The sequence below is a fragment of the Frigoribacterium sp. VKM Ac-2836 genome (assembly GCF_013248995.1).
Taxonomy (GTDB): Bacteria; Actinomycetota; Actinomycetes; order Actinomycetales; family Microbacteriaceae; genus Frigoribacterium.
Genome location: NZ_JABRPK010000005.1, coordinates 95,924 through 120,949, shown reverse-complemented (window position 1 = coordinate 120,949; position 25,026 = coordinate 95,924). Strand labels below are relative to the sequence as shown.

At 71.5% G+C, this 25,026-nt stretch carries 23 protein-coding genes; 11 read left to right on the top strand and 12 right to left on the bottom strand.

The window, feature by feature from the left end:
- Positions 1-176: 176 nt before the first annotated feature.
- The 3 genes from HRF36_RS14135 to HRF36_RS14125 all read right to left on the bottom strand — a co-directional run bounded on the left by HRF36_RS14135 (position 177) and on the right by HRF36_RS14125 (position 2,307).
- Positions 177-722, bottom strand: a complete 546-nt coding sequence (locus HRF36_RS14135) for a dihydrofolate reductase family protein (RefSeq protein WP_173210958.1) — start codon at positions 720-722, stop codon at positions 177-179.
- A 49-nt stretch (positions 723-771) separates the two neighbouring features.
- Complete coding sequence (locus HRF36_RS14130) at positions 772-1,659, bottom strand: pentapeptide repeat-containing protein (RefSeq protein ID WP_173210956.1); 888 nt, start codon at positions 1,657-1,659, stop codon at positions 772-774.
- A 159-nt stretch (positions 1,660-1,818) separates the two neighbouring features.
- The gene (locus HRF36_RS14125; RefSeq protein WP_173210954.1) at positions 1,819-2,307 is read right to left on the bottom strand and encodes a GNAT family N-acetyltransferase; all 489 of its coding nucleotides are present in this window, start codon (positions 2,305-2,307) and stop codon (positions 1,819-1,821) included.
- A 93-nt stretch (positions 2,308-2,400) separates the two neighbouring features.
- On the opposite strand from HRF36_RS14125, the gene HRF36_RS16120 reads away from it, so the two are divergent.
- Complete coding sequence (locus HRF36_RS16120) at positions 2,401-2,532, top strand: hypothetical protein (protein ID WP_256428789.1); 132 nt, start codon at positions 2,401-2,403, stop codon at positions 2,530-2,532.
- A gap of 63 nt (positions 2,533-2,595) precedes the next feature.
- On the opposite strand, the gene HRF36_RS14120 is transcribed toward HRF36_RS16120, so the two are convergent.
- Entirely contained in the window at positions 2,596-3,144 is a 549-nt protein-coding gene (locus HRF36_RS14120; RefSeq protein WP_173210952.1) for a hypothetical protein, read from the bottom strand.
- A 358-nt stretch (positions 3,145-3,502) separates the two neighbouring features.
- Between HRF36_RS14120 and HRF36_RS14115 the strand changes: the two genes are divergently transcribed.
- Both HRF36_RS14115 and HRF36_RS14110 read left to right on the top strand, forming a co-directional pair.
- Entirely contained in the window at positions 3,503-4,117 is a 615-nt protein-coding gene (locus tag HRF36_RS14115; RefSeq protein WP_173211028.1) for a G5 domain-containing protein, read from the top strand.
- Positions 4,118-4,298: 181 nt separating this feature from the next.
- Entirely contained in the window at positions 4,299-5,141 is an 843-nt protein-coding gene (locus tag HRF36_RS14110; RefSeq protein ID WP_173210950.1) for a nuclease-related domain-containing protein, read from the top strand.
- Positions 5,142-5,309: 168 nt separating this feature from the next.
- Here the strand turns inward: HRF36_RS14110 and HRF36_RS14105 are convergent, their stop codons facing one another.
- Positions 5,310-5,636, bottom strand: a complete 327-nt coding sequence (locus HRF36_RS14105) for a hypothetical protein (RefSeq protein WP_173210948.1) — start codon at positions 5,634-5,636, stop codon at positions 5,310-5,312.
- A gap of 382 nt (positions 5,637-6,018) precedes the next feature.
- Between HRF36_RS14105 and HRF36_RS14100 the strand changes: the two genes are divergently transcribed.
- The 6 genes from HRF36_RS14100 to HRF36_RS14075 all read left to right on the top strand — a co-directional run bounded on the left by HRF36_RS14100 (position 6,019) and on the right by HRF36_RS14075 (position 14,470).
- A complete protein-coding gene (locus HRF36_RS14100) occupies positions 6,019-7,671 on the top strand; it encodes an ABC transporter substrate-binding protein (protein WP_173210946.1) in 1,653 nt (550 codons plus the stop codon).
- Positions 7,668-8,813 carry an ABC transporter permease gene (locus HRF36_RS14095; RefSeq protein ID WP_254281362.1) on the top strand — a complete coding sequence of 382 codons (1,146 nt, stop codon included), beginning with the start codon at positions 7,668-7,670 and terminating at the stop codon, positions 8,811-8,813. The genes HRF36_RS14100 and HRF36_RS14095 overlap by 4 nt, the downstream gene beginning before the upstream one ends.
- Positions 8,810-9,754, top strand: coding sequence for an ABC transporter permease (locus tag HRF36_RS14090; RefSeq protein ID WP_173210944.1), 945 nt, complete (start codon positions 8,810-8,812; stop codon positions 9,752-9,754). Before HRF36_RS14095 ends, HRF36_RS14090 begins: the two co-directional genes overlap by 4 nt.
- Positions 9,755-9,831: 77 nt before the next feature.
- Positions 9,832-11,601: an ABC transporter ATP-binding protein gene (locus tag HRF36_RS14085; protein WP_217271341.1), complete on the top strand. Its 1,770-nt coding sequence runs from the start codon at positions 9,832-9,834 to the stop codon at positions 11,599-11,601.
- A complete protein-coding gene (locus tag HRF36_RS14080; RefSeq protein ID WP_173210941.1) occupies positions 11,598-13,823 on the top strand; it encodes a CocE/NonD family hydrolase in 2,226 nt (741 codons plus the stop codon). Before HRF36_RS14085 ends, HRF36_RS14080 begins: the two co-directional genes overlap by 4 nt.
- Entirely contained in the window at positions 13,820-14,470 is a 651-nt protein-coding gene (locus HRF36_RS14075; protein WP_173210939.1) for a TetR/AcrR family transcriptional regulator, read from the top strand. The genes HRF36_RS14080 and HRF36_RS14075 overlap by 4 nt, the downstream gene beginning before the upstream one ends.
- On the opposite strand, the gene HRF36_RS14070 is transcribed toward HRF36_RS14075, so the two are convergent.
- Complete coding sequence (locus HRF36_RS14070; protein ID WP_173210937.1) at positions 14,461-15,771, bottom strand: ABC transporter permease; 1,311 nt, start codon at positions 15,769-15,771, stop codon at positions 14,461-14,463. The genes HRF36_RS14075 and HRF36_RS14070 overlap by 10 nt on opposite strands.
- Positions 15,768-16,463, bottom strand: a complete 696-nt coding sequence (locus HRF36_RS14065) for an ABC transporter ATP-binding protein (protein WP_173210935.1) — start codon at positions 16,461-16,463, stop codon at positions 15,768-15,770. The genes HRF36_RS14070 and HRF36_RS14065 overlap by 4 nt, the downstream gene beginning before the upstream one ends.
- A gap of 180 nt (positions 16,464-16,643) precedes the next feature.
- Between HRF36_RS14065 and HRF36_RS14060 the strand changes: the two genes are divergently transcribed.
- Together HRF36_RS14060 and HRF36_RS14055 are read left to right on the top strand one after the other, a co-directional pair.
- A complete protein-coding gene (locus tag HRF36_RS14060; protein ID WP_173210933.1) occupies positions 16,644-17,852 on the top strand; it encodes a sensor histidine kinase in 1,209 nt (402 codons plus the stop codon).
- Positions 17,849-18,574, top strand: coding sequence for a response regulator transcription factor (locus tag HRF36_RS14055; protein WP_173210931.1), 726 nt, complete (start codon positions 17,849-17,851; stop codon positions 18,572-18,574). The genes HRF36_RS14060 and HRF36_RS14055 overlap by 4 nt, the downstream gene beginning before the upstream one ends.
- 43 nt (positions 18,575-18,617) lie before the next feature.
- Here the strand turns inward: HRF36_RS14055 and HRF36_RS14050 are convergent, their stop codons facing one another.
- The 5 genes from HRF36_RS14050 to HRF36_RS14030 are packed head-to-tail and all read right to left on the bottom strand — an operon-like array spanning position 18,618 to position 25,009.
- Positions 18,618-19,880, bottom strand: coding sequence for an amidohydrolase family protein (locus HRF36_RS14050; protein ID WP_173210929.1), 1,263 nt, complete (start codon positions 19,878-19,880; stop codon positions 18,618-18,620).
- 48 nt (positions 19,881-19,928) lie between these two features.
- Positions 19,929-21,248, bottom strand: a complete 1,320-nt coding sequence (locus HRF36_RS14045; protein WP_173210927.1) for an ABC transporter permease — start codon at positions 21,246-21,248, stop codon at positions 19,929-19,931.
- Positions 21,245-22,354, bottom strand: a complete 1,110-nt coding sequence (locus HRF36_RS14040; RefSeq protein WP_173210925.1) for an ABC transporter permease — start codon at positions 22,352-22,354, stop codon at positions 21,245-21,247. Before HRF36_RS14040 ends, HRF36_RS14045 begins: the two co-directional genes overlap by 4 nt.
- 44 nt (positions 22,355-22,398) lie before the next feature.
- The gene (locus HRF36_RS14035; RefSeq protein ID WP_254281361.1) at positions 22,399-23,934 is read right to left on the bottom strand and encodes an ABC transporter ATP-binding protein; all 1,536 of its coding nucleotides are present in this window, start codon (positions 23,932-23,934) and stop codon (positions 22,399-22,401) included.
- Between the two features lie 4 nt (positions 23,935-23,938).
- The gene (locus HRF36_RS14030) at positions 23,939-25,009 is read right to left on the bottom strand and encodes a BMP family ABC transporter substrate-binding protein (RefSeq protein ID WP_173210923.1); all 1,071 of its coding nucleotides are present in this window, start codon (positions 25,007-25,009) and stop codon (positions 23,939-23,941) included.
- Positions 25,010-25,026: the final 17 nt, after the last annotated feature.

Sequence of the window (25,026 nt, the reverse complement as noted above, 5' to 3'; positions counted from 1 at the left end):
CACACGGCCGCGATCGACTCAGTGAGCGACGTTGTGGTTTGCCGTGAAGCCCCCCGGCGCACTAAGTGGTCGCTAGGCGGCCCGAGGACGGCGGCAACCTTGCTCGCCGTTGCTCGCAGACTGCCCCGTGCCTCCTTGGCTTCACGCCCTTGGTAGTTTTCCCACCCGCTTGGACGTCAGGCCCGAGCCCGGTACGTCGTCGCGACGGCTCCGGAGGCGAGGTCGTGACGGGCGGTCGGGGTGAGGTCGAGGGGGTGAGGGAGGCCGGCGAGCAGGTAGGGGCCGTGGCCGGCGACCCAGGGGTAGACGGTGAACTCGAACTCGTCGACCAGGCCCCAGCCGACGACGTCGGTGGCGAAGGTGGAACCTCCGAGGCGGAGCGGGCCCCCGGGTCGGCTCTTTAACTCGAGGACCGCCTCGCGCGGGTCGCCGCCGAGCAGCTCGGCGTTCCAGTCGACGCTCTCGAGCGTCGTCGACGCCACGTATTTCGGGATCTCGTGGATGGTCTTCGCGAAGGGCTGCATCCAGTCGGGGAACGCGTCGGAGGCGGGCGGACGCCAGGACTGCTCCATCAACTCGTAGGTGACCCGGCCCAGCAACAGACCGTCGGCCTGCTCGAGGGCCTCCGTGGCCAGCTGGTGGATCTCGGCGTCCGGCCGGCCCTCACGGTGGTCGATGCAACCGTCGAGCGTGACGTTGATGGAGTACGTGAGCGTCCTCATGCGGGGGAGGCTAGCCCTGCTTCGGAGCCACCACCAGAGGCGCGGGGGGCTAGCGCCCGACAGCCCAGTGCGACGGCCGCGCGAAGCCCTCGGGCAGGCGCGTCACCGCATCACCCCGGGCACTGTTCACCTGCATCTGCGTCAGGTAGATCGCCCCCGACAGGTCCGCCCCGCTGAGATCGGCGTCCCGCAGGTCGACACCCAGCAGATCGCAGCGGTCCATGTCTGCCCCGCGCAGGTCCGCCGCGATCGCGATGCTGCCGCGGAGCGTCCGCCCCCGCAGATCCGCCCCGGCCAGGCCCGCACCCATCAGGTCGCTCCCCGGCTCGAGCGCCGGGCCCTTGCCCTTCGATCGCCGAGGAGGCGCGGGGACGGCCGCCCGGGCGACCTCACTCGCCTGCACCAACAGCGGACGCGCCGCGTCGTACTCGGCATCGACGTCGAGGGCGGCCAGCTCGTCGGGCGTGCCGTCTGCGAGGAGCCGGACGTGCTCGAAGGCGGTCAGCCACGGGGCTGGGTCGGGGGTGGTGGCTTCCAGGCGCTCGCTCTCGCGCTCGACCAGTGCGATCGCCTCGTCGAGGTACCAGAGCAGCTCGTGCAGCCGCCTCACGAGTGGGAAGGTCGAGAACATCGCCTCACGGGTCGAAGCGTCGTCACGCCACGACCGCCCCGCGAAGGTCTGCCGACTGACCTTCTGCCCCGCCCCGAAGCAGTCGAACACCGTGCAGCCCTTGAACCCGCGATCACGCAGCTGCGGGTGGATGCGACAGCCGTCGTGTTCGTCGAGATTCGTGCACGGGTCACCGGCCGGCTTGTCGAACGGAAAGTCCGCGCTCTTCGTGAAGGCCAGCGCCACACAGCACAGCCCGAAGCAGTTGGCGCAGTCGGCTCCGAGGTCGGCACGGCGGCCCAGCTCGATCCGTGTGCGGGTGCTCATCGCGGCAAGGCTAGCGCGGGCTGTCAGTCCGTCGTCGCTCCGTGTCACGGGGGTAACGGCGGTTCGAGTGGTCCCGAATCGTCGTTCATCTCGCCAGGAGGGACGATTCGCGACCACTCGACGACGGGCGGATGAGCGCGCGAACGCAGCCCGCACCTCCTAGAGGGTCGTCGGGTGGAGGTCGGCGAGGAGGCGCGACCAAGCGACCTCGCGGGCGAGCTGGCCGGAGGCGCGGAAGAGCTGCACCTGGCGCGTGTCGGGGAGGGCGGCGGCGAGGGCGTCTCGGTCGGCTGGAGAGAAGCCGAGCTTCTGCCAGAACGGACCGGAGCGGCGGGAGAAGAGCCAGGCGTGTCGGGCTCCGTGCGCTGCCGCGTCGGTGAGGGCGTGGAGGGCGAGACGGGAGCCCGCGCCGCGAGTGCGCGCGGCGGGGGCGACGGCGACGCTGCGGATGAGTGCGTGCTCGCCGTCGGCGCTGAGCTCGTAGCCGGTGCTGCCGACGACCGTGCCGGTGGCGCCCCGTTCGACCCAGAGCCGGAGGCGCGGCGTGGGGGAGTCGAGACCGGCGAGGGTGAGGTCGGCGGCGGCGAGGAATGCGCGGAGGTCGGCTCGGGCGTCGGCATCGGCCGGATCGATGGGGACGAGGGGCATGGTCGCCATTCTTCCGGGGGAGCGGGGGCTCGGCGGCTCAGAACGGGCCGCGCGGGGGAGTCGCGTCCGGAGACGCCGACCTAACCTGGAGGAATGCTCGTCGTCGGACCGTCGGAGGACGCGATGTCCATCTGGGCGATCGGGAGCATGGTCGCGCTGCTGTTCGGCACACTCGTCGGGGCGTGGCGGGCCGATCAGGCGACGACCGACGTGCTCGGGATGTAACTGACCCGATCACAGCAGCGACGTCGCCCTCCGCGCGGGTGGAGAGGGCGACGTCCTCGATGCTCAGTTGGTCCAGGTGGTCTTCTCGTAGTCGAAGCCTCCCGTGACGTCCATGACGATCTGGGCCGGATCGGCGACGTTGAAGCCGACGGGGTAGCTGACAGACGCACCCGGGAGGATGGTCGTCGAGGGGGCAAGGGTGAGCCCGCCTTCGGTGTCGAAGATCTGCTCTGCTTCCTGGCTTCCCGACGATGCGGAAATGAAGGTCAGCGACGGGTCGTAGCCCTCGGTCGCCGTGTTCGTGATGGTGATGGTGAACTTGACGTTGCTCGGTTGCGAGCCCGTGTAGGCGTACTGGCTGGGCGTGAATGCCTCGGGGGCGCTGATGCCGAGGGTGAGGCCGTCGAAGGTCGCCGTCTCGCCGAAGGTGAAGGTGGTCTTGGCGGCCTCGGTCGCGGGCGCGGTGTTCCCGGCGGCGGCAGCGACCTCGGTCATGTTGGGTGCGGCTTCGCCGCTCGTTCCCGTTGCCGGGCTGCCTGAGCAGCCGGCGAGGGTCAGACCGATGATGGAGGCAGCGGCGAGGGCGGTGGTGATCTTCGTGGCGCGGGACATCGTGTGTCTCTTTCTACGGGTGCTAGACGATGGGAAAGCTCGCGTTCGGGTGCAGAGCAATCCTCAGGACCCTATGGGTCAAGCCCGATCTCGACGGCCCGTTTTCGACAACGGGTGTCTCTTTCACCTCGTGTGCCACGTTCATTCATCGCCAGGTGACGGTCAGGTGACAAGCGTCGAACGACTGACTACCTGAAGGTGAAATCAGCCGTTTTACACCGGAGGGGGTTGCCTGGCGCCTTGTCGATGCGGACACTGTGCGAGGTCGATTCCGGCCCGAACTCGCGGGGGAGCGACGATGACTTTGTGGTGGAACAGGCTGACGAACACGGGCCGAGTGCTGATTGCTTGTGGCTTCATGGCGTTCTTGCTGGTCGTCGGCGGCGCGGCGAACGCAGCCGCTGGCGGTGCCCTTTCCGGGGTCGACGAGACCGCCGGCCCGGACGGCGCGGCGCAGCCCTTCGTCGCCGTCGACGCCACGACGGGCCCGACCCCGACTCCGACACCCACCCCCGTCGTCAGCGTCACTCGCATCGACGAGAGCGAGAGCGTCCCGTTCGAGTCGGTGTCGGTCGACGACCCGAACCGCGACGTCGGCACCAGCGTCGTGACGACGACCGGACGAGCCGGCACGAAGGTCCACACCTACGAGGTGACGACCACCGACGGTGTCGAGACCGCCCGCACCCTCGTCAGCGAGATCGTCACGGTCGCCCCGGTGCAGCAGGTCACGAGCGTCGGGACCCGCGTACCCTACGTCGCCCCGGCGCCCGTCGCTGCGCCCGCGCCAGCGCCCGCTGCGGGCGGGTGCGATTCGAACTATTCCGGGGCGTGCGTCCCCGTCGCCTCAGACGTCGACTGTGCCGGCGGCAGCGGCAACGGCCCCGCCTACGTCCAGGGGCCGGTCACCGTGGTGGGCTCGGACGGCTACGACCTCGACCGAGACGGCGACGGGATCGCCTGCGATCGGTAGGCGCTCGCCGGACGTGTCACCCGACGAGGGTCGAGTGGTCCCGATGTGTCCTTCCTGCGCGGCGGAAGGACGTTTTCTGACCACTCGATCGGGACCGCTGGGCCAGAGCGCGAAGTGACCTCCCAACGGGGGCTCGTCTGCGCGTCAGGTGTCGCCCTACCGTGCGGGCGGGGGGAACCACATGAGCGAGACCGTGGCACGCGGAAGCGTCGCGATGACACTGAAGGCCCGACGGCCCGCCTATTCAGTGATGCAGGAGTGCCTGCGGGTCCAGGCCGAGGCGCCCACCCGGACCCGGCGGCAGCGGTTCTTCGGGCACCCGCCCCTGAGCGCCGACGCCCGCAGCTGGTACCAGGGTGCCCTCGGCGAGATCGAGGTCGCGCGCGTGCTGGCCGAACTCGGGCCCGAGTGGTCCGTGCTGCACTCCGTCCCGGTCGGCTCGGGAGAGTCCGACATCGACCACGTCGTCATCGGCCCGACGGGCGTCTTCTCCGTCAACACGAAGCACCACGCCGGCAAGAAGGTCTGGGTCGGCGGCGGCTTGGTGACGGTCGGCGGACACCGGACCGACCACTCTCGCAACTCCCTTCATGAGGCGTCCCGCGCCTCCCGGTTGTTGTCGAGGGCGGCCGGCACCGAGATCGTCGTCAAGCCCGTCATCGTGCTCGTGGGCGAGGCCTCGCTGACGGTCGGCAAGAAGGCGCCCACGGTGCCGGTGGTCGTTGCCGCCCGCTTGCGGAAGTGGCTGATGAACGGGCCGCGGCTGCACTCGCCCGAGGCGCTGGCCTACCTGAACCTGGTCGCCGAAGAACGCGGCACCTGGCACACGGAGGCGCTGGTGCTGACGGACACGCTCCGTCACGAACACCGCTTCGAGCGCCTGCAGCGCGACGTCGACGACGCGGCCCGGCGTCGCCGGCGGTGGCGCGTGGGCACCGCCCTGGGTGTGCTCGGTGCGAGCGGCGGAGTCGCCATCGCGGTGGTGGCGACGGTCATGAGCACGGTCGTCTCGACCTTCGGCTGAGGATGAGGCCGAGGGCGGGAGTCGGCCACCCCATCGCGAGAGGGCATGGTCAGGGTCGTCCTGTGCCGAGACCAGGGCTCCGCCCCACGCATCGCGGAGTGATGCTTCGAGAGTGACGCCGAGTCCGTCGGGCGTGAGCGGCGATTTGTTGATCCGGTACGTACCGGATCAGCCGTTCGGCGGCGCGGACCGCCGGCCGACCGCCCGATTCAGGCCAGATCGCACCAGGACGACGGTCGTGACAGCCCAGACGGTGAGCGAGCCGATCAGCGGTGCGGGCCCCGACACACGGAACTCGACGACGGGTGAACCGCCGGGAAACGACATGCGCCACGCGGCCACGCCGGGAACGGACAGCGGTCCGCCCCACGCCCAGCTCCCCACGAGGGCACCCATCATCAGCAGGAACGACACCGCGAGCGCGAACGCCCCGGAGACCACGACAGCCGAGACCGTCCTCGCCACGATCGAGATCACCCTGGTGACATCTGACATGCCCACCACCTTGAACCACCGACGGCCCTGCGGGCAAGGCTGAGCCGCGGCAGACAGGTCTCTAGATCTCCTCGGCCGGTCGAGTGGTCCGAAAATGTCCTTCGTGGGGCGGGGAAGGACGTTTTGGGACCACTCGACCGAGATGAGAGGGCGAGCCCGAGGAGGCGCGGGGCGCGTCGGCGAGGCGCGCTCGTGTAACGAGTGGGTGAAGACTGCAGCCCGTGCACGCCGCGGCACGGGGGTGCCCGCATCCGCGGCGGGGCGCGGATAACGGGGGGTTCGGGTGAGCGCCGACCCGCGCCTCCGAGGCTCTGGCCAGCTGGCCGTGGCCGCGAACCTCCCTTATCGTTCACCCGAACGATAAACGGAAGGCCATCCCCGCATGACACCGATCGTCCCCGACCACCGACACGGGCTCAGCCCGGCGCGAGGCGCCGACCGAGTCGCCGACCGCGGCGCAGGCCCGAGCCGCCGCACCGTCCTCGCCGGTGCCGCCGGCCTCGCCGGCCTGGGCCTGCTCACGCTTGCCGGCTGCACGCCCGCGCGCAGCACCCCGACCATCCCCGAGGCCGCCGCCACCGGCACCCCCGCCCGCGGCGGACGCCTGCGCATCGCGCGCCCGGCCGCCTCCGCCGCCGAGACCCTCGACTCGGCCAGCTCGCTCTCGGCCTACGAGTACCTCGGCGCCCTCTACAACCGGCTCGTCAAGCTCGACGACGCCGGCGTCACCGTGCCCGACCTCGCCGACGACTGGACCGCGAACGCCGACGGCACGAGCTGGACCTTCCGCCTGCGCGAGGGCGTGCGCTTCCACGACGGCCGCCGCTTCACCGCCGCCGACGCCATCTACTCGATCGAGCACATCCTCGACCCCGACACCGCCTCACCCCAGGGCGAAGTGCTCGCCGCGATGATCGGCCCCGGCGGCATGACCGCCGTCGACCCGCTCACCCTGCGCTTCGACCTGCTGACGCCGAACGCCGAATTCCCCTCGCTGCTCACCGCGTACCAGTGCTACATCGTCCCCGAGGGCAGCGCCGACCCCAGCCAGGGTGGCGGCATCGGTCGCACGGGCATCGGCACCGGGCCGTTCCGCCTGTCGAGCTTCGAGCCCGCGGGCACCGGCAGCGTCGAGGCGTTCGAGGACCACTTCGCCGGCCGCCCGGTGCTCGACGGCATCGACTTCTACTCGATCCAGGACACCACCGCCCGCGTCAACGCCCTGCTCGCCGGCCAGATCGACCTGATCAGCCAGACCAACCTCGACTTCGCCACCGCCCAGGTCGTCAGCGCCTCGGCCGGCGCCACCGTCGCCCGCGCGCCCGACGCCCAGTGGTACACGATCCCGATGCTCGCCACGAGTGCCGAGTTCAGCGACCCCCTCGTGCGTCAGGCGATGAAGCTCGCCTACGACCCGCAGGCGATCGTCGCCACCGCGCTCCAAGGCACCGGCTCGCCCGGCTGGGACAACCCCGTTCCCCCCTCGCAGGCCGTGTGGCTCGACGACCAGCGCGCCTACGACCCCGACCAGGCCCGCACGCTGCTCAAACAGGCCGGCCGTGAAGGGCTGAAGACCGAGATCTACACGTCGAGCTACGAGTCGGTGTTCACCCCGATGGCGGTCGCCTACCGCGACGCCGTCCGCGACGCGGGCATCGACCTGACCGTCCGCAACGCCTCGTCCGACTCGTACTACACGCAGATCTGGATGCAGAAGCCGCTGATGGTCAGCTACTGGTTCACCGGTCGCCCGATCGACCAGCTGCTCAACCAGATCTTCCGCACCGGCTCGTCGTACAACGAGAGCGCCTGGTCGAACCCGACCTTCGACGGGCTGCTCGACGACGCCCGCGCCGAGATGGACGACACCCGCCGCATGACGCTCTACCAGGACGCCCAGCGCATCGTCGTCGAGGACTCCGCCGACATGACCCCCATGTTCGGCGACCGCCTCGTCGGCCTGTCACGCGACGTCCTCAACTACCGCGAGTTCGGCTTCGAGTTCGACTACCTGCAGATCGGACTCCGCGCATGAGCCCCGAACACGACCCCGCCGTCACCCGGCCCACGCCGCCGAACCCCGCCACCGCCCAAGCACGCGGACGGGCGGCGACGCGCGCCCTCGAGAAGGAACTCGCCACCGACGACACCACCCGCGCCTCCTCGGCCGGTGGCCGGGGACCCGCGGACCGGGGCGGCACCGGCCCGGTCGCCGCGACCCTGGTCGTCGTCGCCCGGCGCGTCGCCACCGCCCTGCTGACGGTGCTGCTGGCCTCGTTCTTCGTTTTCTTCGCCGTGCAGGCGCTGCCCGGCGACGTCGCGCAGCAGCTGCTCGGCCAGGACGCCACACCCGACGCCGTCGCCGCCCTGCGAGAGACGCTCGGCCTCGACCAGAACGTCTGGGTGCGCTACGGCCAGTGGCTGCTCGGCGCGGCGCACGGCGACTTCGGCGTCTCACTCGTCAGCGGCCTGCCCGTGGGCCCCGACCTGCTGATCGCCTTCCGCAACAGCATGCTGATCGCGTTGCCCGCCATGATCGTCGGCGTCACCCTGTCGCTGACCCTGGGCGTCATCGCCGGCGTCCGCCGCGGACGTCCGAGTGACCACGCGATCTCGTTGATCAGCCTGGTCGTCATGAGCGTGCCCGAGTTCATGGTCGCCACCGTGCTCGTGCTGCTCTTCGCCATCGCCCTGCCGATCTTCCCGGCAGTGGTGCTGCGCGGCCAGGACGCCACGATCGCCGAACTGCTGCCGAGCGTCTGGTTGCCCGTCATCGTGCTGACCCTCGCCATGGCCGCGTACATCGTGCGGACGGCGCGGTCGTCGACGATCGACGTCATGGCGAGCGAGTTCGTCACGACGGCAGAGCTCAAGGGCCTGTCGACCCGCCAGGTCGTCTGGCGCCACGCCGTGCCGAGCGCCCTGCTGCCGACGCTCAACGTCGTGGCGCTGAACGTCGCGTGGCTGCTCGGCGGCGTCGTGGTCGTCGAGAACGTCTTCAACTACCCGGGCATGGGCAAGCTCATGCTCGAGTCGGTCTTCACGCGCGACCTGCCGACGATCCAGGCGATCGCGGTGGTCAGCGCCCTCGTCTACGTGGTGTGCAACCTCGCCGCCGACCTCATCGCGCTCGCCCTCGACCCGAGGCTGCGCACCCGACGGAAGGCCCGCTCATGAGCGCGATCACGCCTCCTCCCGCTCCCGCCTCTGGTCCTGGCGTTGATCCGTCACGTGACGGATCAACCCGTCTGGCGACACGGCTGCGATCGGTCGGGGCCGGTCTCGGCAGCAGCCTCAGCGCCTCCTCGGCCCTCAGCATCGGGCTCGCCCTGATCGCGCTGCACGTCCTGCTGGCGCTGCTCGCACCGGTGCTCACCGGTCACGACCCGGTCGCCACCGACTCGGGCGCCGCCCTGACCGGCACGAGCTGGGCTCACTGGCTCGGCACCGACCAGTACGGCCGCGACATCCTCTCGCGCACCCTCAACGGTGGGCGCTACGCCCTCGTCGTCACGTTCCTCGCGACGACGATCGCGGTCGGGATCGGCACCGTGCTCGGTTGCGTCACCGCCTACGCCGACAACTGGTTCGACGAGGTCGTCATGCGCGTCGTCGACGCCCTGCTGAGCGTGCCGTCGATCCTCGCGCTGCTCGTCGTCGTGACCGTGTTCGACTCGGGCCTCTGGGTGATCGTGCTCGCCGTCACCGTGATCTACGCGCCCGCCGTGACCCGCGTGGTCCGCGGCGCCGCCCGTACCGTCATCACGCAGGACTACGTGACCGCCGCCCGCGCCCGTGGCGAGAAGCCGCTGAGCATCGTGTTCCGCGAGATCGTGCCCAACGTCACCGACGTCGTGCTCGTCGAGTACGCGATGCGCGCCTCCTGGATCGTGCTGCTCATCTCGACCCTGTCGTTCCTCGGGTTCGGAGCCAACCCGCCGACGCCCGACTGGGGGCTCATGGTGCAGGAGAACCGCACCGCCCTGACCGTCGTCCCGTGGGGCACCCTCGCCCCCGTCGTCGCTCTCGCCACGCTCGTCATCGGGCTCAACCTCAGCGCGGACGGGCTCAGCAAATCGCTGGGCGTGGACCGCGCGCAGAAGGGGGCGGTCTCGTGAACGAGCCCACCACCACCGCAGGAGGCGCGGGTCGCCTCGTCGACGTCGCCCCCGACCCCGTCGTCCGCGTCGACGACCTGTCCATCTCGTACGCGGCCGGCCGCCGCGAGGTACCGGTCGTCCGGGGTGTCAGCTTCGAGGTCGGCGCCGGCCGCGCGCTCGGCCTCGTCGGTGAGAGCGGCAGCGGCAAGTCGACCGTCGCCAGGACCCTGCTCGCCCACCTGCGGCGGGGGTCGCGGGTGGTGTCGGGCAGCGTCCGTGTCGCCGGGGACGACGTGTTCGCCCTCGACGAGCCCGCACGCCGGGCCCTGCGCGGTGGCACGGCCGCCCTCGTCGCCCAGAACGCCGGCCAGGCGCTCACCCCGTCGATGCGCGTCGGACGCCAGCTGCGCGAGGCGCTCGAGAGCCACGGCCTGCCCGGTGGCGACGACCGCGTGCTCGAACTCGTCCGGCACGTGCGCCTACCCGACCCCGAGACGATCGTGCGGCGCTACCCGCACCAGCTCTCGGGTGGGCAGCAGCAGCGTGTCGCGATCGCCATGGCCATCGCGGCCCGGCCGAAGCTGCTCGTTCTCGACGAACCCACGACCGCCCTCGACGTCGTGACGCAGTCGGCCGTGCTCGAGCTGATCCGCGACCTCGCGGTCGAACTCGGCATGGCCATCGTGCTGGTCAGCCACGACCTCGGCGTCGTGTCGACCATGGCCGACGAGATCGCCGTCATGCACGAGGGCCGGATCGTCGAGCACGCGCCGACCGCAGAGCTGTTCACGTCGCCGCAGCACGAGTACACGCGCGAGCTGCTCGCGAGCATCCCGCGTGTGCACGCCGCCGCCGCCGCGAGCGATGCGGCCAGCGTCGCACCACGCTCTGAGCATGACACCGCCGACATGGGTGGTGCGACGTCCAGCTCGTGGCGCGACACCGGTGCCGCCCACACGGGCGCCGCCCACACGGGCACGTCCGGCAGCGTCACGGGCCCGGTCGTCACGGCGAGCGACCTCGTCGTCCGGTACGGGCGCGGCCTGCCCGCCGCGGTCGACGGTGTCTCGTTCACCATCGGCCGCCAGGAGACCCTTGCCGTCGTGGGGGAGTCCGGCAGCGGCAAGTCGACCCTCGCCACGGCCCTCGCGGGGCTGATCCCCGCCGAGTCGGGCCGGTTCGCCTTCCACGGTGCGGACGGAGTCGAGAGCGACCTCACCCGCCCGGTCGCCGGTCGCACGGCGACACTGCGCCGGTCGATCCAGCTGGTCTTCCAGAACGCCGACACCTCGCTCAACCCCCGGCGCACCGTGGGCGCGGCGATCGCCCGACCGCTGAAGCTCTTCACGGGCGAGTCGAGCGCCGAGCGTGTCGCCGAGCTGCTCGTCGAGGTCGGCCTGCCGCCCGAGTTCGCCTCGCGCCTGCCCGCCCAGCTCTCGGGCGGCCAACGTCAGCGCGTGGGCATCGCCCGGGCGCTCGCCGCCGGCCCCGAGCTGATCATCGCCGACGAGATCACGACGGCACTCGACGTCCGCGTGCAGGCCGGAGTCCTCGACCTGCTCGCCGGGCTCCGCGACGAGAAGGGCCTCAGCTGCCTCTTCATCAGCCACGACCTCGCCGTCGTCCGCGGCGTGGCGGACCGGGTCGCCGTCATGACCGGCGGCCGGATCGTCGAGGTCGGCCCGACCGAGAGCGTCTTCCGGGGGCCGAACCACCCGTACACGCGCACCCTGCTCGACGCCACGCTCGACCCGGGCACGACCGAGCTGCCCGAGGTCGGGGACGCACGACCGCGCTGGCGGGACGCCGGCGGCTGGGACGACCACGGTGACGGACACCACGTGGCGCGCTGGGAGGCGAGATGAGCACGACGAGCCGACCCGACCCGGGCCCCCGAGGCGACGAGCGAGGGGACGGCGCACGCGACCCGCGCCTCCTCGGTGACCCGCGCCTCCTGCAGGACCCCGCGTGGGCCGGGGGAGGCCGCACCCTGGGCGCCCCGCGGCCCGACCTCGCGGACGGCCTCCGGCCGGTGTCCGACCGACCGCGTGGCAGCGGGCCGTTCGAGGTCCGGGTGCGCGACGAGTGGGTGCCGCTGCCCGACGGCACGCGGCTGCACGCCCGCGTCTGGGCGCCCGTCGTCGACGAACCGGTCCCGGTGCTGCTCGAGTACCTGCCCTACCGGCTCGACGACTGGACGGCACCGCGCGACAGCGAGCGGCACCCCTGGTACGCCGCGCACGGGTACGCGTCGGTCCGGGTCGACATCCGCGGCACCGGGTCGAGCGACGGCCTGTTCGACGACGAATACTCGGTCCAGGAGCTCGACGACGGCATCGCCCTGATCGAGTGGCTCGCGGAGCAGCCCTGGTCGACCGGCGCCGTCGGGGCGTTCGGCATCTCGTGGGGAGGGTTCAACGCCCTGCAGCTGGCCGGGCGCGCCCCGGCAGCGCTCAAGGCCATCGTCACCGTCTGCTCGACCGACGATCGCTACGACAACGACGTCCACTACATGGGCGGCGCCGTGCTCGGCATCGACATGGCGTCGTGGGGCGGCACGATGTTCGCCTTCAACTCGCGGCCGCCACGACCCGAGGTGGTCGGCGCCGACTGGGTGGCCCGCTGGCGCGAGCGCCTCGAGCACAACCGCCCCATGACCACGACCTGGCTCTCGCACCAGGAACGCGACGACTACTGGCGGCACGGCAGCGTCTGCGAGGACTACTCGTCGATCACGGCCGCCGTGCTCGCCGTGGGCGGCTGGGCCGACCCGTACCGCGACGCCGTGCTGCGGTTGGTCGAGAACGTCGACGCACCGGTCAAGGGCATCGTCGGGCCGTGGTCGCACCAGTACCCCGACCGCGGACTCGCCCCCGGTCCGTGCATCGGCTTCTTGCAGGAGACCCTGCGCTGGTGGGACCGCTGGCTGCTCGACTGCCCGAACGGCGCCGACGCCGAGCCGGCGCTGCGCGCCTGGATCAACGACTCCGAGCCCCCGGCGACGTACTACGCCGAGCGGACCGGGCGCTGGGTGGCGGCAGAGAGCTGGCCGGCCCGCGAGACCGAGTCGCGCGTCGTGCCCCTGGACTCGCTGCGCGGCGGGGCGGACGGCCCCGTCGTCGTGCGCTCGCCGCAGAGCACCGGGCTCGACGCCGGGCGGTTCTTCCCCTTCGGCAACGCCACCGACCTGCCGCCCGACCAGCGCGCCGAGGACGGCCGTTCGGTCTGCTTCGACCTGCCGGTCGACTCCACGCTCGACCTTCTGGGCAGCGTCGTGGCCGACCTCGCCGTGACGAGCGACCTGCCCGACGGCACCGTGATCGTGCGGCTCTGCGACGTGGCCCCCGACGGTTCGTCGACGCTCGTCACCCGTGGAGTGCTCAACCTCAACAAGCGGAACGGGCGCGACCGCGCCGACGACCCGATGGAGGCGCGGGTCGAGCAGGTCGTGCGCGTCGCCCTGGTCTCGACCGGGCACTCGTTCCCGGCCGGCCACCGCCTCCGGATCGCTCTGTCGAGCGCCTACTGGCCGTGGGTCTGGCCGCACCCGGTCGAGGCGAGCCTCGCGGTCGATCCGGCGCGCAGCAGCGTGACGCTGCCGGTGTGGACCCGCGGGCCCGGCGACGGGTCGGCAGAGCACCCGGTCGACGACGGCGTCGTGTTCGAGGCGCCCGAGCGGGCCGAGCCCCTGGCGATCAGGTCGCTGCCGTCGACGTCGGACCTGCCCCAGCGCAGCGTGTCACACGACGTGGGCACCGGCGAGTGGGTGCTCGACGTCGATCCCGGCTACGGCGGTGGACGCGAGTACCCCGACGGGCTGGTCTTCACCGAGGACAGCCGGGAGACCTACCGCATCGTCGACGGCGACCCGCTGTCGGCCGCCGCCGAGTCGCGCTGGGCGATCGGACTCGAGAAACCCACCTGGAAGGCCTGGCTCGAGACCACGTCGCGCGTGACCGCGTCGGCCGAGGCGTTCCGGGTCGAGAACACCGTGCGCGCCTGGGCTCGCGACGGCGGGCCCGAGGCCGAGACGGTGCTCGTCGCCGACCGGACCTTCGACGAGCTCGTGCCCCGGACATCGGCATGAGTGGCGCGGGCGGTCCGAGCGCGCGGCAGAAGCCGGTCGTCCGGCGCGCGTCGATCGTCGAGGCGGCCCGCGAGGTGATCGTCCGTGAGGGCATGGGAGCGACCCGGCTGCGCGACATCGCCGCCGCGGCGGGCGTCTCGGTCGGCACCGTGACGTACCACTTCGACGGCGTCGCCGAGATCCTCAACGAGGTCGTCGTGCTCGAGACCGCTCGGTTCTACTCGTCGATCATCGAGGCGGTCGACGTCGAACCCGACCCGGTCGTCGGCGTGCGGATGCTCGTCGAGCCCCTCTTCGCCGACACCGACGCGACCGACGAGCACTGGCGGCTCTGGTCGGACTACTGGACGGCCGTCGCGCGCAAGCCCGCCGTGGCCGCCGAATACGTCGAACGCATCCGCGTGTGGGAGGCCTGCCTGACCCGCACGCTGCGCCGCGGGGTCGAGCAGGGACGCCTCACCACGGAGGACCCGTCGGCCCTGGCCCTCAAGCTCGCGGCCTACAGCGACGGCCTCGCGACCCAGCTGGCCCAGAAGGCCCCCGGGCTGACGCCCGCCCTCGCGCTCGAGTGGATGTGGACGCTGCTCGAGCACGAGACCGGGGCGTCCTTCCGGGGCCGACCCGCGCCTCCTCGGCCTCACTCGTAGCGGAGCGACTCCACCGGGTCGGCCTTGGCGGCGCGTGCCGCGGGCAGCGTGCCGGCCAGGAACGCGATCACCATCACCACGACGACGATCAGCACGATCGACACGGGGTCGAACGCGATCAACGTCAGCCCGGGCAGGTTCGACAGCAACGATCCGGCCAGGGCCGCGCTGGCGATGCTGCCCGCGATCATCGCGACACCCACGCCGATCGCGCTGCCGAGGAACCCGATGAACGCCGCCTCGAGGCTGAAGAGCCCGAACACCTTGCCGCTGCCCATGCCCATCGCCTTCATCAGGCCGATCTCGCGGGTGCGCTCCTGCACGCTCATCAGCAGCGTGTTGACGATGCCGAAGCTCGCCGCCAGCAGGGCGATGATCGCGAACGCGTTGAGCACCAGCACGATGCCGTCGATCACCGTGGTGAACGTGCCCAGTTGGTCGGCGACGGTGGTGCCGGTGTAGCCGGCGGCCGTCAGACGCCCTTGGAGATCGGTGACCTGCTCGTCGGACGCGTCGGACGCGAACCGCACCGTGGCCTGGGCGTAGCGGTCGACCTGGTCGGCGGGCACCCCGACGTTCTGTGCGTCGAACAGGGCCGTGCCGAGTGCGGCGTTGGGGGTGACCGCCGCCCCGGCCGGGGACGCGATGCTCTCTTCGGCGACGCCGACGACGGTCGCGACGACCGTGTGCTGTGTGCGGGTGGCGTCGGTCACGGCGAGGGTGACGGGCTGCCCGATGATCGACGCGTCGTCGGGGAAACCGAGGGGGTCGACGTACGACGTGGGGACGACCACCTGCAGCTCGGTGCCGTCGTCGTCCGGCTGCGCGCCGGCGGTCAGCGTGAGCTGCTGCCCCGGCACGAGCTCGCTCGCCGACACGACGTAGCGCGTGCCGCTCTCGCCCTCGACGTAGTCGGTCGAGATCGACCGGGTCGGCTGCACCGCGAGCACGCCGTCCACGCCCTCGAGGGTCGTGACGTCGTCCGGGGTCAGTGCGACGACGGTCGACCCGGGCGCGCCGAACCCGCCGGCGGCGACGGTGTCGGGGTCGTACTCGGTCGGGCCCGAGTCGGCCGGACCGAGACCCTGCGCGTCGTCGGAGGCCTTCGTGACCGTCATCGTGTCGGACGAACCGACGGCCGAGACCGTGTCGTCGATGTAGGCGTTGATGCCCGTGCCCAACCCGCTCGTCAGCGTGAGCGTGAAGGCGCCGACGAAGATGGCCAGGATGGTCAGGATCGTGCGGGTCTTCGATCGGAACGTGTTCGAGACGGCGGTCAGCAGCAGGTCCGTGGTCTTCATGCGGCCACCTCGGCCTCGTCGTCGACGATCAGGCCGTCGCGGATCACGATGCGCCGGTCGCAGCGCGCCGCGAGCTCGTCGTCGTGGGTCACCACGATCAGCGTGATGCCGTTCTCGCGGTTCAACGAGAACAGGATGTCCTCGACCACGGCCCCGGTCGCCGTGTCGAGGTTGCCGGTGGGCTCGTCGGCGAAGATGATGCGCGGGTCGTTGACCAACGCCCGTGCGATCACCGTGCGCTGCTTCTGACCACCCGACAGGTTCAGGGCCTTGTTCTTCGCCTTGTCGGCGAGCTCGAGCTGCTCGAGGGCCGCGAGGCCGCGTCGACGGCGCTCGCCGCGGGGCACGCCCGCGATCTTCATCGGCAGAACCACGTTCTCGAGCACCGACGAGCTCGACGTGAGGAAGAACTGCTGGAACACGAAGCCGAAGGTCTTGTTGCGCGTGCGGTTGAGGCGGCCGCCCTTGAGCGTGCTGGTGTCGACGCCCTCGAGCTCGACGGTGCCGGTCGTGGGGGCGTCGAGCAGGGCGAGTACGTGCATCAGGGTCGACTTGCCCGAGCCGCTCTTCCCGACGATGGCCACGCTCTCGCCCTCGGCGATGTCGAAGCTCACCCCCTTGAGGGCCTCGAACCGGTTCGGGCCGCGCCCGTACGAACGGCGGACGTCTCGGACCGAGATGATGGGCGCCATGGTGCTCCTGTCACTGATGGCCCCGGTCCGTCCGGGGCCGAGACCAACCCTCGCGGTCCGTTCGCCGCAGGGCGTCCCCCCGCCGCGGACACCTGCCCGACCGCCCGTACCGCGGCTGCGGTACGCGAGGTCGGGCGAGAGGGGGACTCGGCCGTCGGCGTTCCAGGGCACGATGGGGTCATGACGACGACGGACGGCAGGAGGCGCGATCCGGCCTACCCGCGACCTCGCGTCCCCTGGTGGCTGGGCGACACGCTCGCCGCGGTGCTCGTCGTCGGTGCGGCCTTCGCCCCCTTCCCCGTGGCGGAGTTCCGGCCGTCGAGCGGGCTGGTGCTCGCGGTCGTCATCGCTCCCGCCGCCCTGCTGCCGTTGCGGCGACGCCGACCGACGGCGGTCCTCGCCGGGATCGTCGGTCTCCACGGCATCGCCGCCCTGCTCGGTACGATCTCGCCCGGCGTCGTCGTCGCCGCCGGTATCGCGACGTTCGCCGTCGCGGCCCGCACCCCGCGTCGCCGCACCGTCGTCGTCACGGGCGCGGCCGCCCTCGCCGTCGTGCTGCTCAGCCTGTTGGCGGTGTTCGGCGGGATCACCGACCCGCGCATCGTCCAGTTCGCCCTGTTCATCGCCCTGGCGGCTGCCGCTGGGGACGCCAGCCGGTCGCGGCGCGAGTACATCGAAGCCGTCACCGAGCGTGCCGAACGGGCCGAGCGCACCCACGAGGCCGAGGCCTCGCGCCGGGTCGCCGAGGAGAGACTGCGCATCGCCCGCGACCTGCACGACGCCGTCGCCCACCAGATCTCGGTGATCAGCCTCAACGCGGGCGTCGCGTCCTCGGCCATCGAGACGCGACCCGAGAAGGCGGTGACGGCCCTCGCGACCATCCGCCGCGCCTCCCGGACGGTCCTCGGCGAGATCGGCGACCTGCTCGAGGTGTTGCGGGCCGGGGACTCCGACCGCACCCCGTCGCCGCAGCCGGGCCTCGCGCGACTCGACGAGCTGGTGGCCGGGTTCGCCGACACGGGTCTCGTGGTCGGCACGCGGGTGGAAGGACCGCTCGCCGCGGTCACGGGCGCGGTCGACCTGGTCGCGTACCGGGTCGTGCAAGAAGGGCTGACGAACGCCGGCAAGCACGGCGCCGAGCACCGCGCGCACGTGCTGATCTCGGTCGACGAGCACGAGGTCTCCGTGGTCGTGACGAACCCCGTGCCGGCGTTGCGCGCCGATCCCGACCCGGACGACGTCCGTGGCGGACACGGGCTGCTGGGGCTTCGCGAACGCGTCGCCTCGGTGCGGGGCGTGGTCGAGACCGGCGCGACGCCGGGTGGCTTCCGACTGGCGGCGGTGCTGCCGGTGACCCGTCGCTCCGACCGGGACGGGGAGGTCTCGTGACCACCGTGCTCGTCGTCGACGACCAGCCCCTCATCCGTCAGGCCGTGACCGACATCCTCGACGGCGAGGACGGCATCGCGGTGGTAGGCGAGGCCGTGAACGGTCGCGAGGCCGTGACACGGGCCTCGGCGTTGCTGCCGGACGTCGTCGTGATGGACATCCGGATGCCCGGGCTCGACGGCATCGGTGCGACGGCCGAGATCTGCGCCGACCCGCTGCTCGCCGGGACGAAGGTGTTGATCCTCACGACGTTCGAGGAGGACGAGTACCTCGTCGCGGCCCTGCGCGCGGGAGCGAGCGGGTTCATCGGCAAGGGCGCGGAGCCCGGCGAGATCGTCCGGGCGGTCCGGGCCGTCCACGCGGGGGAGTCGCTGCTGTCACCCGTCGCCACGCGCAGCCTGATCGAGAAGTACGTGCTGCCGGACGGCGCCCGGGCCGGCGGGGTGGGGCTCGCCCCGGGGGAGGCCGGGTCGTCGGGATCGGCGTCGGGGTCGTCGCGGCCCGTGCCACCCGAGCTGGCGCACCTCACCGACCGTGAGCGCGAGGTGCTGCTGCTCGTCGCCCGGGGCCGGGCGAACGCCGAGATCGCCGCGGACCTGGTGATCTCGCCGCACACCGCGAAGACGCACGTCAATCGCATCATGGCCAAGCTCGACGCCCACGACCGGGCACAGCTGGTGATCCTGGCCTACGAGACGGGCTTCCTCGCACCGAAGTCGTGAGCACGGGTCGCGCCGGGACCGTCCGGGCCTCGGCGGGAGGTGGTCACCCGGGCAACGCCCCGGCGACGACGTGCCCCCGGGCCACGACGGCCACGATGTTCGTCGTGTCGAGTACCCCGAGGTCGAGCCAGGGGCGGCCGCGCATCACGACGAAGTCCGCTGCCGTGCCCACCGCGACCCGCCCGAGCGTCGTGCCCCCCGAGTCGGCGTCGCCCTGCCCGATCGCCGACGCCGCTCGTGACGTCCCCGACTCGAGCACGCGCTCCGGCGACCAGCCGAACACCTCGCCCATCCGCCGCAGCTCGTCCATCTGCTCGCCGAAGCGCACGTGGAACCCGTTGGCGTCGGTGCCGAGCACGAAGTCCACCCCGGCCGCCGCCGCCGCGGCGAAGCCCGCGTCGCGCGTCGCCACCAGTTCGCGTGCCGAGGACTGCTGATCGGGTGTGACCGCCACGCTCGCGTTCGCGATCGCGTCGTTGATCAGCAGGGTCGGTGCCACCGGCACGCCGGCCGCCACGACCTCGCCCGCCAGGACGCCATCGAGTTGCGTCCCGTGTTCGAGCGAGTCGACACCGGCCCGCAGCGCGATGCGGATGCCTTCGGCCGTGTGAGCGTGCGCGGCCACGAGCAGGCCCAGGGCGTGCGCCTCGTCGACGATCGCCTCGATCTCGGCGACCGTGTGGTTGCGCCAGGACGGTTTGTCGCCGTCCGAGAGCAATCCGCCGCTCGTGGCGATCTTGATGCCCGTCGCACCCGCGCGGGCATGGCTGCGCACCAGGGCCCGACAAGCGTCCACCCCGTCGGCCGTGGGCTTCCGCAACCGCGGATCGACTCCGGGTGGCACGAACATGTCTCCGTGCCCGCCCGTCATGCTGACCATGCCGTGCGCGAAGAGCCGCGGTGCCTCGACCAGTCCGGCGTCGACCGCCCGCGCGAGCGAGAACTGCACCTCGTCCGCCGACAGGTCGCGCAGGGTGGTCACCCCGCCCGCGAGGGCCCGACGCGCGTGCGCGAGGCCGTGCAGCACCTGTTCCGTCGGCGGGGTGACCAACGGCCAGGTCAGGAACCCCGACGCCGCGCCTCCTGCGTTGCCGATCAGGTGCACGTGGGTGTCGATCAGCCCAGGGATCACCGACATCCCGTCGAAACGGGGCGAGGCGGAGGCCGGCCGCAGCTCGGTCACGAGGGCGTCGGGGGCCGCCTCCGTGCCCGATCGGGCCCATCCGAGTCGCCGGGGGCCGACGAACTCGTGGCCGTCCCAGACGTCGATTCCGTCGAGGGGCGGGGGCGTGGTGTGGTGGTGCACGGTGGGTCCTTGCGGGTAGGGAACGGGAACGAGGAGGCGCGGCGACGGTCAGCTGCGTCGCGTGCGTCGAGGCACGAGTCGGCCGAGTGCGGCCGGCGGTCTCATCCGGGTGCCGGCCACGACGAGCACCGCCAACGTGACGACGTACGGCGTCGCACTCGACACCGCGGCCGGAAGAGGGACGAAGGCGAAGATCGCGAGCAGTGCGACGCCGAGCACGAGCGAGGGCAGGCCGTCGCGCAGGCGTCGCCCCGGTGCGCCGCGCATCAGCCGACGGACACCCAGCGCCGCGAAGACGACCGCGAGCACGAACACCAGGGCGCGCAGCGTCTCGGGGCGACCGATGCCCACCGCGTCGCTGATGCCGAACAGCGAGGCGCCGAAGAAGACACCGGAGGGAGTCCAGTTGCCGAAGATCAGGGTCGCCAGGCCGATGAAGCCGCGACCGGCCGTCTGGTTCTCGATGTAGCCCTGCGAGATCAGCGTCAGATAGCCGCCAGCGAACCCCGCGAGGCCGGACCCGACGAGTACCGCGATCCAGCGAGTGCGGTGGACGCTGCCACCCAGCGCCTGCAAGGCGGCGGGCTCTTCTCCGGCTGCCCGCCAGCGCAGGCCGAACGGCGTCTTCCACAGCACCCACGCCACCAGCGGGATGATCAGCAGGCCGAGGACGGCGGCGAGCGAGACGTCGCGGGTGAGCCCGCCGAGCACTCCACCGAGCTGTGCGACGACGGGCAGCTCGGAGGCCTCCATCGTGCGGCTGAGATCGGGGGTGCCGAGTCCACCACTGAGCACCGGAAGCGACAGGTGCGGCACGTCACCGCCGATGCGGGGGGAGCGGGCGATGGTGCCGCCGTCCATCGTGCTGAACACGATGTCCGACATGAACCGGGCGACCGCGGCCGCGATCACGTTGATCGACACTCCGACGATCAACTGGTTGATGCCCATCTCGATGCAGAGCACCGCCATCAGCACCCCGAAGACGAGGCCGCCGACGACACCGCCGAGGAGGGCGGCCCAGGGCCCGCCGAGCGTGCCGAACAAGCCCGCCATCCACGTGCCACCGATCATCATGCCCTCGAGGCCGACGTTGATCACCCCCGCCCGTTCGGAGAAGAGGCCGCCCATGGCGACGAGGGCGATCGGCACGGTGAGCCGCAGGGCCGAGCCCCACGTCGACGACGCGGTGATGCCCGGGGCGTCGGCGAGGTAGCGGGCGAGGATCAGCAACCCGAGACCGATCAGGGTCCAGCGCAGGGCCGCCCGCACTCGTCGCGACGAGGGCCGGAGGCGCGCGACGGATGCGCGAGACGGCGCACCGTTCGACGGTGCCACCGTGTCCAGGGGATTCGGGCCGATGGTCATCGTGCGGCTCCTTCGGTCGGGGTGGACGACGGCGGAGTCGGTGTGACGGAGTCGCGGGCGGCGCGCACGCGCCGACGGAGGGCGAGCGTCAGGGCCAGTCTCGCGTCGGCCCGTTCGGTCAGCCAGTAGCCCACGGCCGACGACAGCAGCACGACGGCGAGGAACACCTGACCCACCTCGGTCGGCAGCTGGACGAGGCCGAGCACCTGGGCGCTGCGCTCGACGAAGGCGAGCACGAAGGCGCCGAGAGCCATGCCGATCGGATGCTGGCGGCCGAGCAGGGTCGCGGCGAGCCCGGTGAACATCAGGTCGGTCGGCAGGGTGCCGTCGAATCGGCCCGACACCGAGAGGATGTGCGGCAGCCCGACGAGCCCGGCGATCGCGCCGCTGATCAGCATGGCCTGGACGATCTTGCGATCGACACGGATGCCGGCGGACTCGGCGGCCTCGGGCGAGCGGGCAGCGACGCGCAACGAGTAACCGAACACGCTGCGCTCGATCACCAGGTAGTAGACGATGCCGGCCACCAGGGCCACGACGACAAAGCTCGAGACGGCCCCCTGACCGGTGCCGATGCCCGGCAGCGCGGGCATCAGGCCGGCGTCGTCGATCATCGCGGTACCGGTGTTCTGCCCGCCGCCCGACCGGAACACACCGCTCAGCAGCACCGCAACGATGGTCGTCGCGATGGCGTTCAGCAGGATCGAGGTGATGACCTCGTTCACGCCGCGGTGGATCTTGAGCAGAGCGGGGATCAGGGCCCAGCCGGCCCCGACGGCACAAGAGATCAGCAGGGTCAGAGGCAGACGGATCGCCAACGGGAAGGGCAGCGACGCCGCGGCGACGGCACCGGCGAGGGCCGCCATGCGGTACTGCCCGTCGACGCCGATGTTGAACAGCCCCATGCGTACCGCGAAGGCCCCGGCGACGGCCGCGAGGTAGAGGGGGACGGCGTTGTTCAGGCTCGACACGAGCGAGTTCGTCTGGATGCCGTAGGACCACATGACCGAGAACGCGCTCGAGGCGCTGTACCCGCCCGCGGTCAGGAAGAGTGCGGTCACGCCGAGGGCGAGCAGCACCGAGACGATCGGGCCCGCGGCCGTCACGCCGACACGTCGAGGCAGACCCGTGGGAATGCCGCGACGCCGGATCACGACCGGCCTCCGGCCGCGGGGAGGTGGGCGCCGGTCATGTGTTCTCCGAGATCGATCGCGCTGACGGTACGGGGGTCGAGCTCGGCGACGACGCGACCGCCGTACATGACGAGCAGGCGATCGCTGAGCGCCAGGAGCTCGTCGAGGTCGGCCGAGACGAGCAGCGTCCCGAGCCCTGCGTCGCGCGCCGTCACCAATTCGCGCCAGACCGCGCTCTGGGCGCCGACGTCGACACCACGCGTCGGATGCGCGGCGACGAGCACGGTGGGTTCGGCGCCGAGTTCGCGGCCGATGATGAACTTCTGCTGATTGCCGCCCGACAGCGAACCGGCCGCCGTGGTCGGCGACCCTCCGCGGACGTCGAAGCGGCTGATGATGTCGGCGGCCGTCGAGGCCGCCGCGGACCGGCTGAACCACCAGCCGCGTTTGATCGGTGCCCGCTGCTGGTAGCCCAGCGCGGCGTTCTCGCTCAGACTGAAGCCCAGCACCACCCCGTCACGGTGACGGTCCTCGGGGATGTAGCCGAGACCGAGGGCTCGACGCTCGCGTGTCGAGAGGGCGTCGATTACGCGACCTCCGAGAGCGATGGCCCCGTCGTAGTCGACGCGTCCGAGCAGGGCCGCGAGCAGCTCGGACTGGCCGTTGCCCTCCACGCCCGCGATCCCGACGATCTCGCCCGACCGCACGCTCAACGACACCTCGTCGAGCACGGGGCGCTCGCCGGGTACACCGACGGTGACGGCCTCGACCGACAGCACGAGGGAGTCGCCGGGTGGGGTCGTGCGGGGCTCGACCGTGGGCATCGCGACCTCGACCATCAGACCGGCGAGTTCTCGCGGGGTGGTCTCGGCGGGCGTCGTGCGGCCGACGACCCGGCCGGCGCGGATCACCGTGATCTCGTCGGCGAAGGCGAGCACTTCGTCGAGCTTGTGCGAGATGAAGACCACGGATGCGCCTCGCTCGGTGAGAGCGCGGATCGAGCGGAACAGCGCGGTCGCCTCGGACGGCACCAGCACCGCGGTCGGCTCGTCGAGAATGATCACCCGCGCCTCGCGGTAGAGCACCTTGAGGATCTCGACGCGCTGTCGGTCGCCGACGCCCAGGTCGGCGACGAAGGCGTCGACGTCGATGTCGAAGCCGTTGGCATCGGCGAGCTCGGTGACACGAGCGCGGGCGGCGGCCGCGTCGAGCCGCCACGGGCTTCCGGGCTCGTCGGCCAGGACGACGTTCTCCCAGACGCGAAGCGCCCCGGCCAGGAGGAAGTGCTGGTGCACGATCCCGACACCGGCTTGCTGTGCCTGGCGCGGTGATCGGAAGTCGTGCACCACGCCCTCGACCTCGATGGTGCCTTCGTCAGGTCGTTCCTCGCCGGCGAGGACCTTCATCAGGGTCGACTTGCCGGCACCGTTCTCGCCGACGATCGCGTGGACCGTGCCGGGGTGCACGAGGACGTCGATCCGGTCGTTGGCCGTGAACGTGCCGAACCGTTTGACGATTCCGGTCAACCGGACCGACGCCTCGTGCATCGTCATCGGATCAGAGCGCCGTCGGGACGGTGACGTCACCGTCGACGATCGATGTCTCGGCCTGGTCGAGCTGGTCGGCGATGCCGTCCACGAAGCCGCCGCTGGTCGAGTAGCCGACCCCGCCGGTCTCGAGGTCGAAGACCTGTTCGCCGGTCTCGAGGGTGCCGGCGTCGAACGAGGTCATGACGTCCTCGACCGCGACGTCGACGTTCTTCAGCGCCGACGTGAGGATGTAGGGCTTGATGTCGTCGTCGACCTGTTCGTAGGCGTCACCGTCCACGCCGATCGCCCAGACCTTCGCGTCGGCCGTGCTCGTCTCGGCAGCCTGCTCGTAGACGCCCTGGCCAGACCCTCCGGCGGCGGCGTAGACCACGTCCGCCCCGCCGGCGTACATCGAGGCCGCAGCCTCTTTGCCCTTGGTCGGGTCGGAGAAACCGGTGAAGTCGCCGAGGGGTGAGAGGTAGGTCGAGTCGATCGTGATCGCCGGGTCGACCGACTTGGCGCCCGCCTCGTAGCCGACGAAGAAGTTCTGGATCGAGGGCTGATCGACCCCGCCGACGAAGCCGATGTGACCCGTGGTAGAGGTGAGGGCCGCGGCGACGCCGACCAGGTACGAGGACTCGTTGGCGGCGAACGAGATCGTCGTCACTCCGTCGATCTCGGTCCCGATGTCGGTGTCGACGTCCACGAACGCCGTGTCGGGGTGCTCGGTGGTCTCCATCGGCTGGGCGAACTGGAAACCGATGCCGACGGCGAGGTCAGCTTCTTGCGACACCGCCAGATCGAGCCGGTCCTGGTAGTCGTCCGTGTTCGGGCTCGACAGCTCGATGGGGTTGAAACCGAGCTTCTCCTGCGCGGCGGTGAAGCCGGCGTAGCCGCCGTCCATGATCGAGTAGTCACCGGTGGTGCCGTAGAGCAGGGCGACGGTCGCGGCGTCGGGATCGGCGGACGGGGTGGTCGCGGCGGTCTGCCCCGAGCACGCCGCGAGCAGCAGGGTGGCGGTGAGCGCGGCACCGGACGTGACCAGGAGGCGACGCGAGCGCTCGAAGCGCGGGGCAGGGCGGAACGGCAGTGTGGGCACAAGGACTCCAAAGCTGT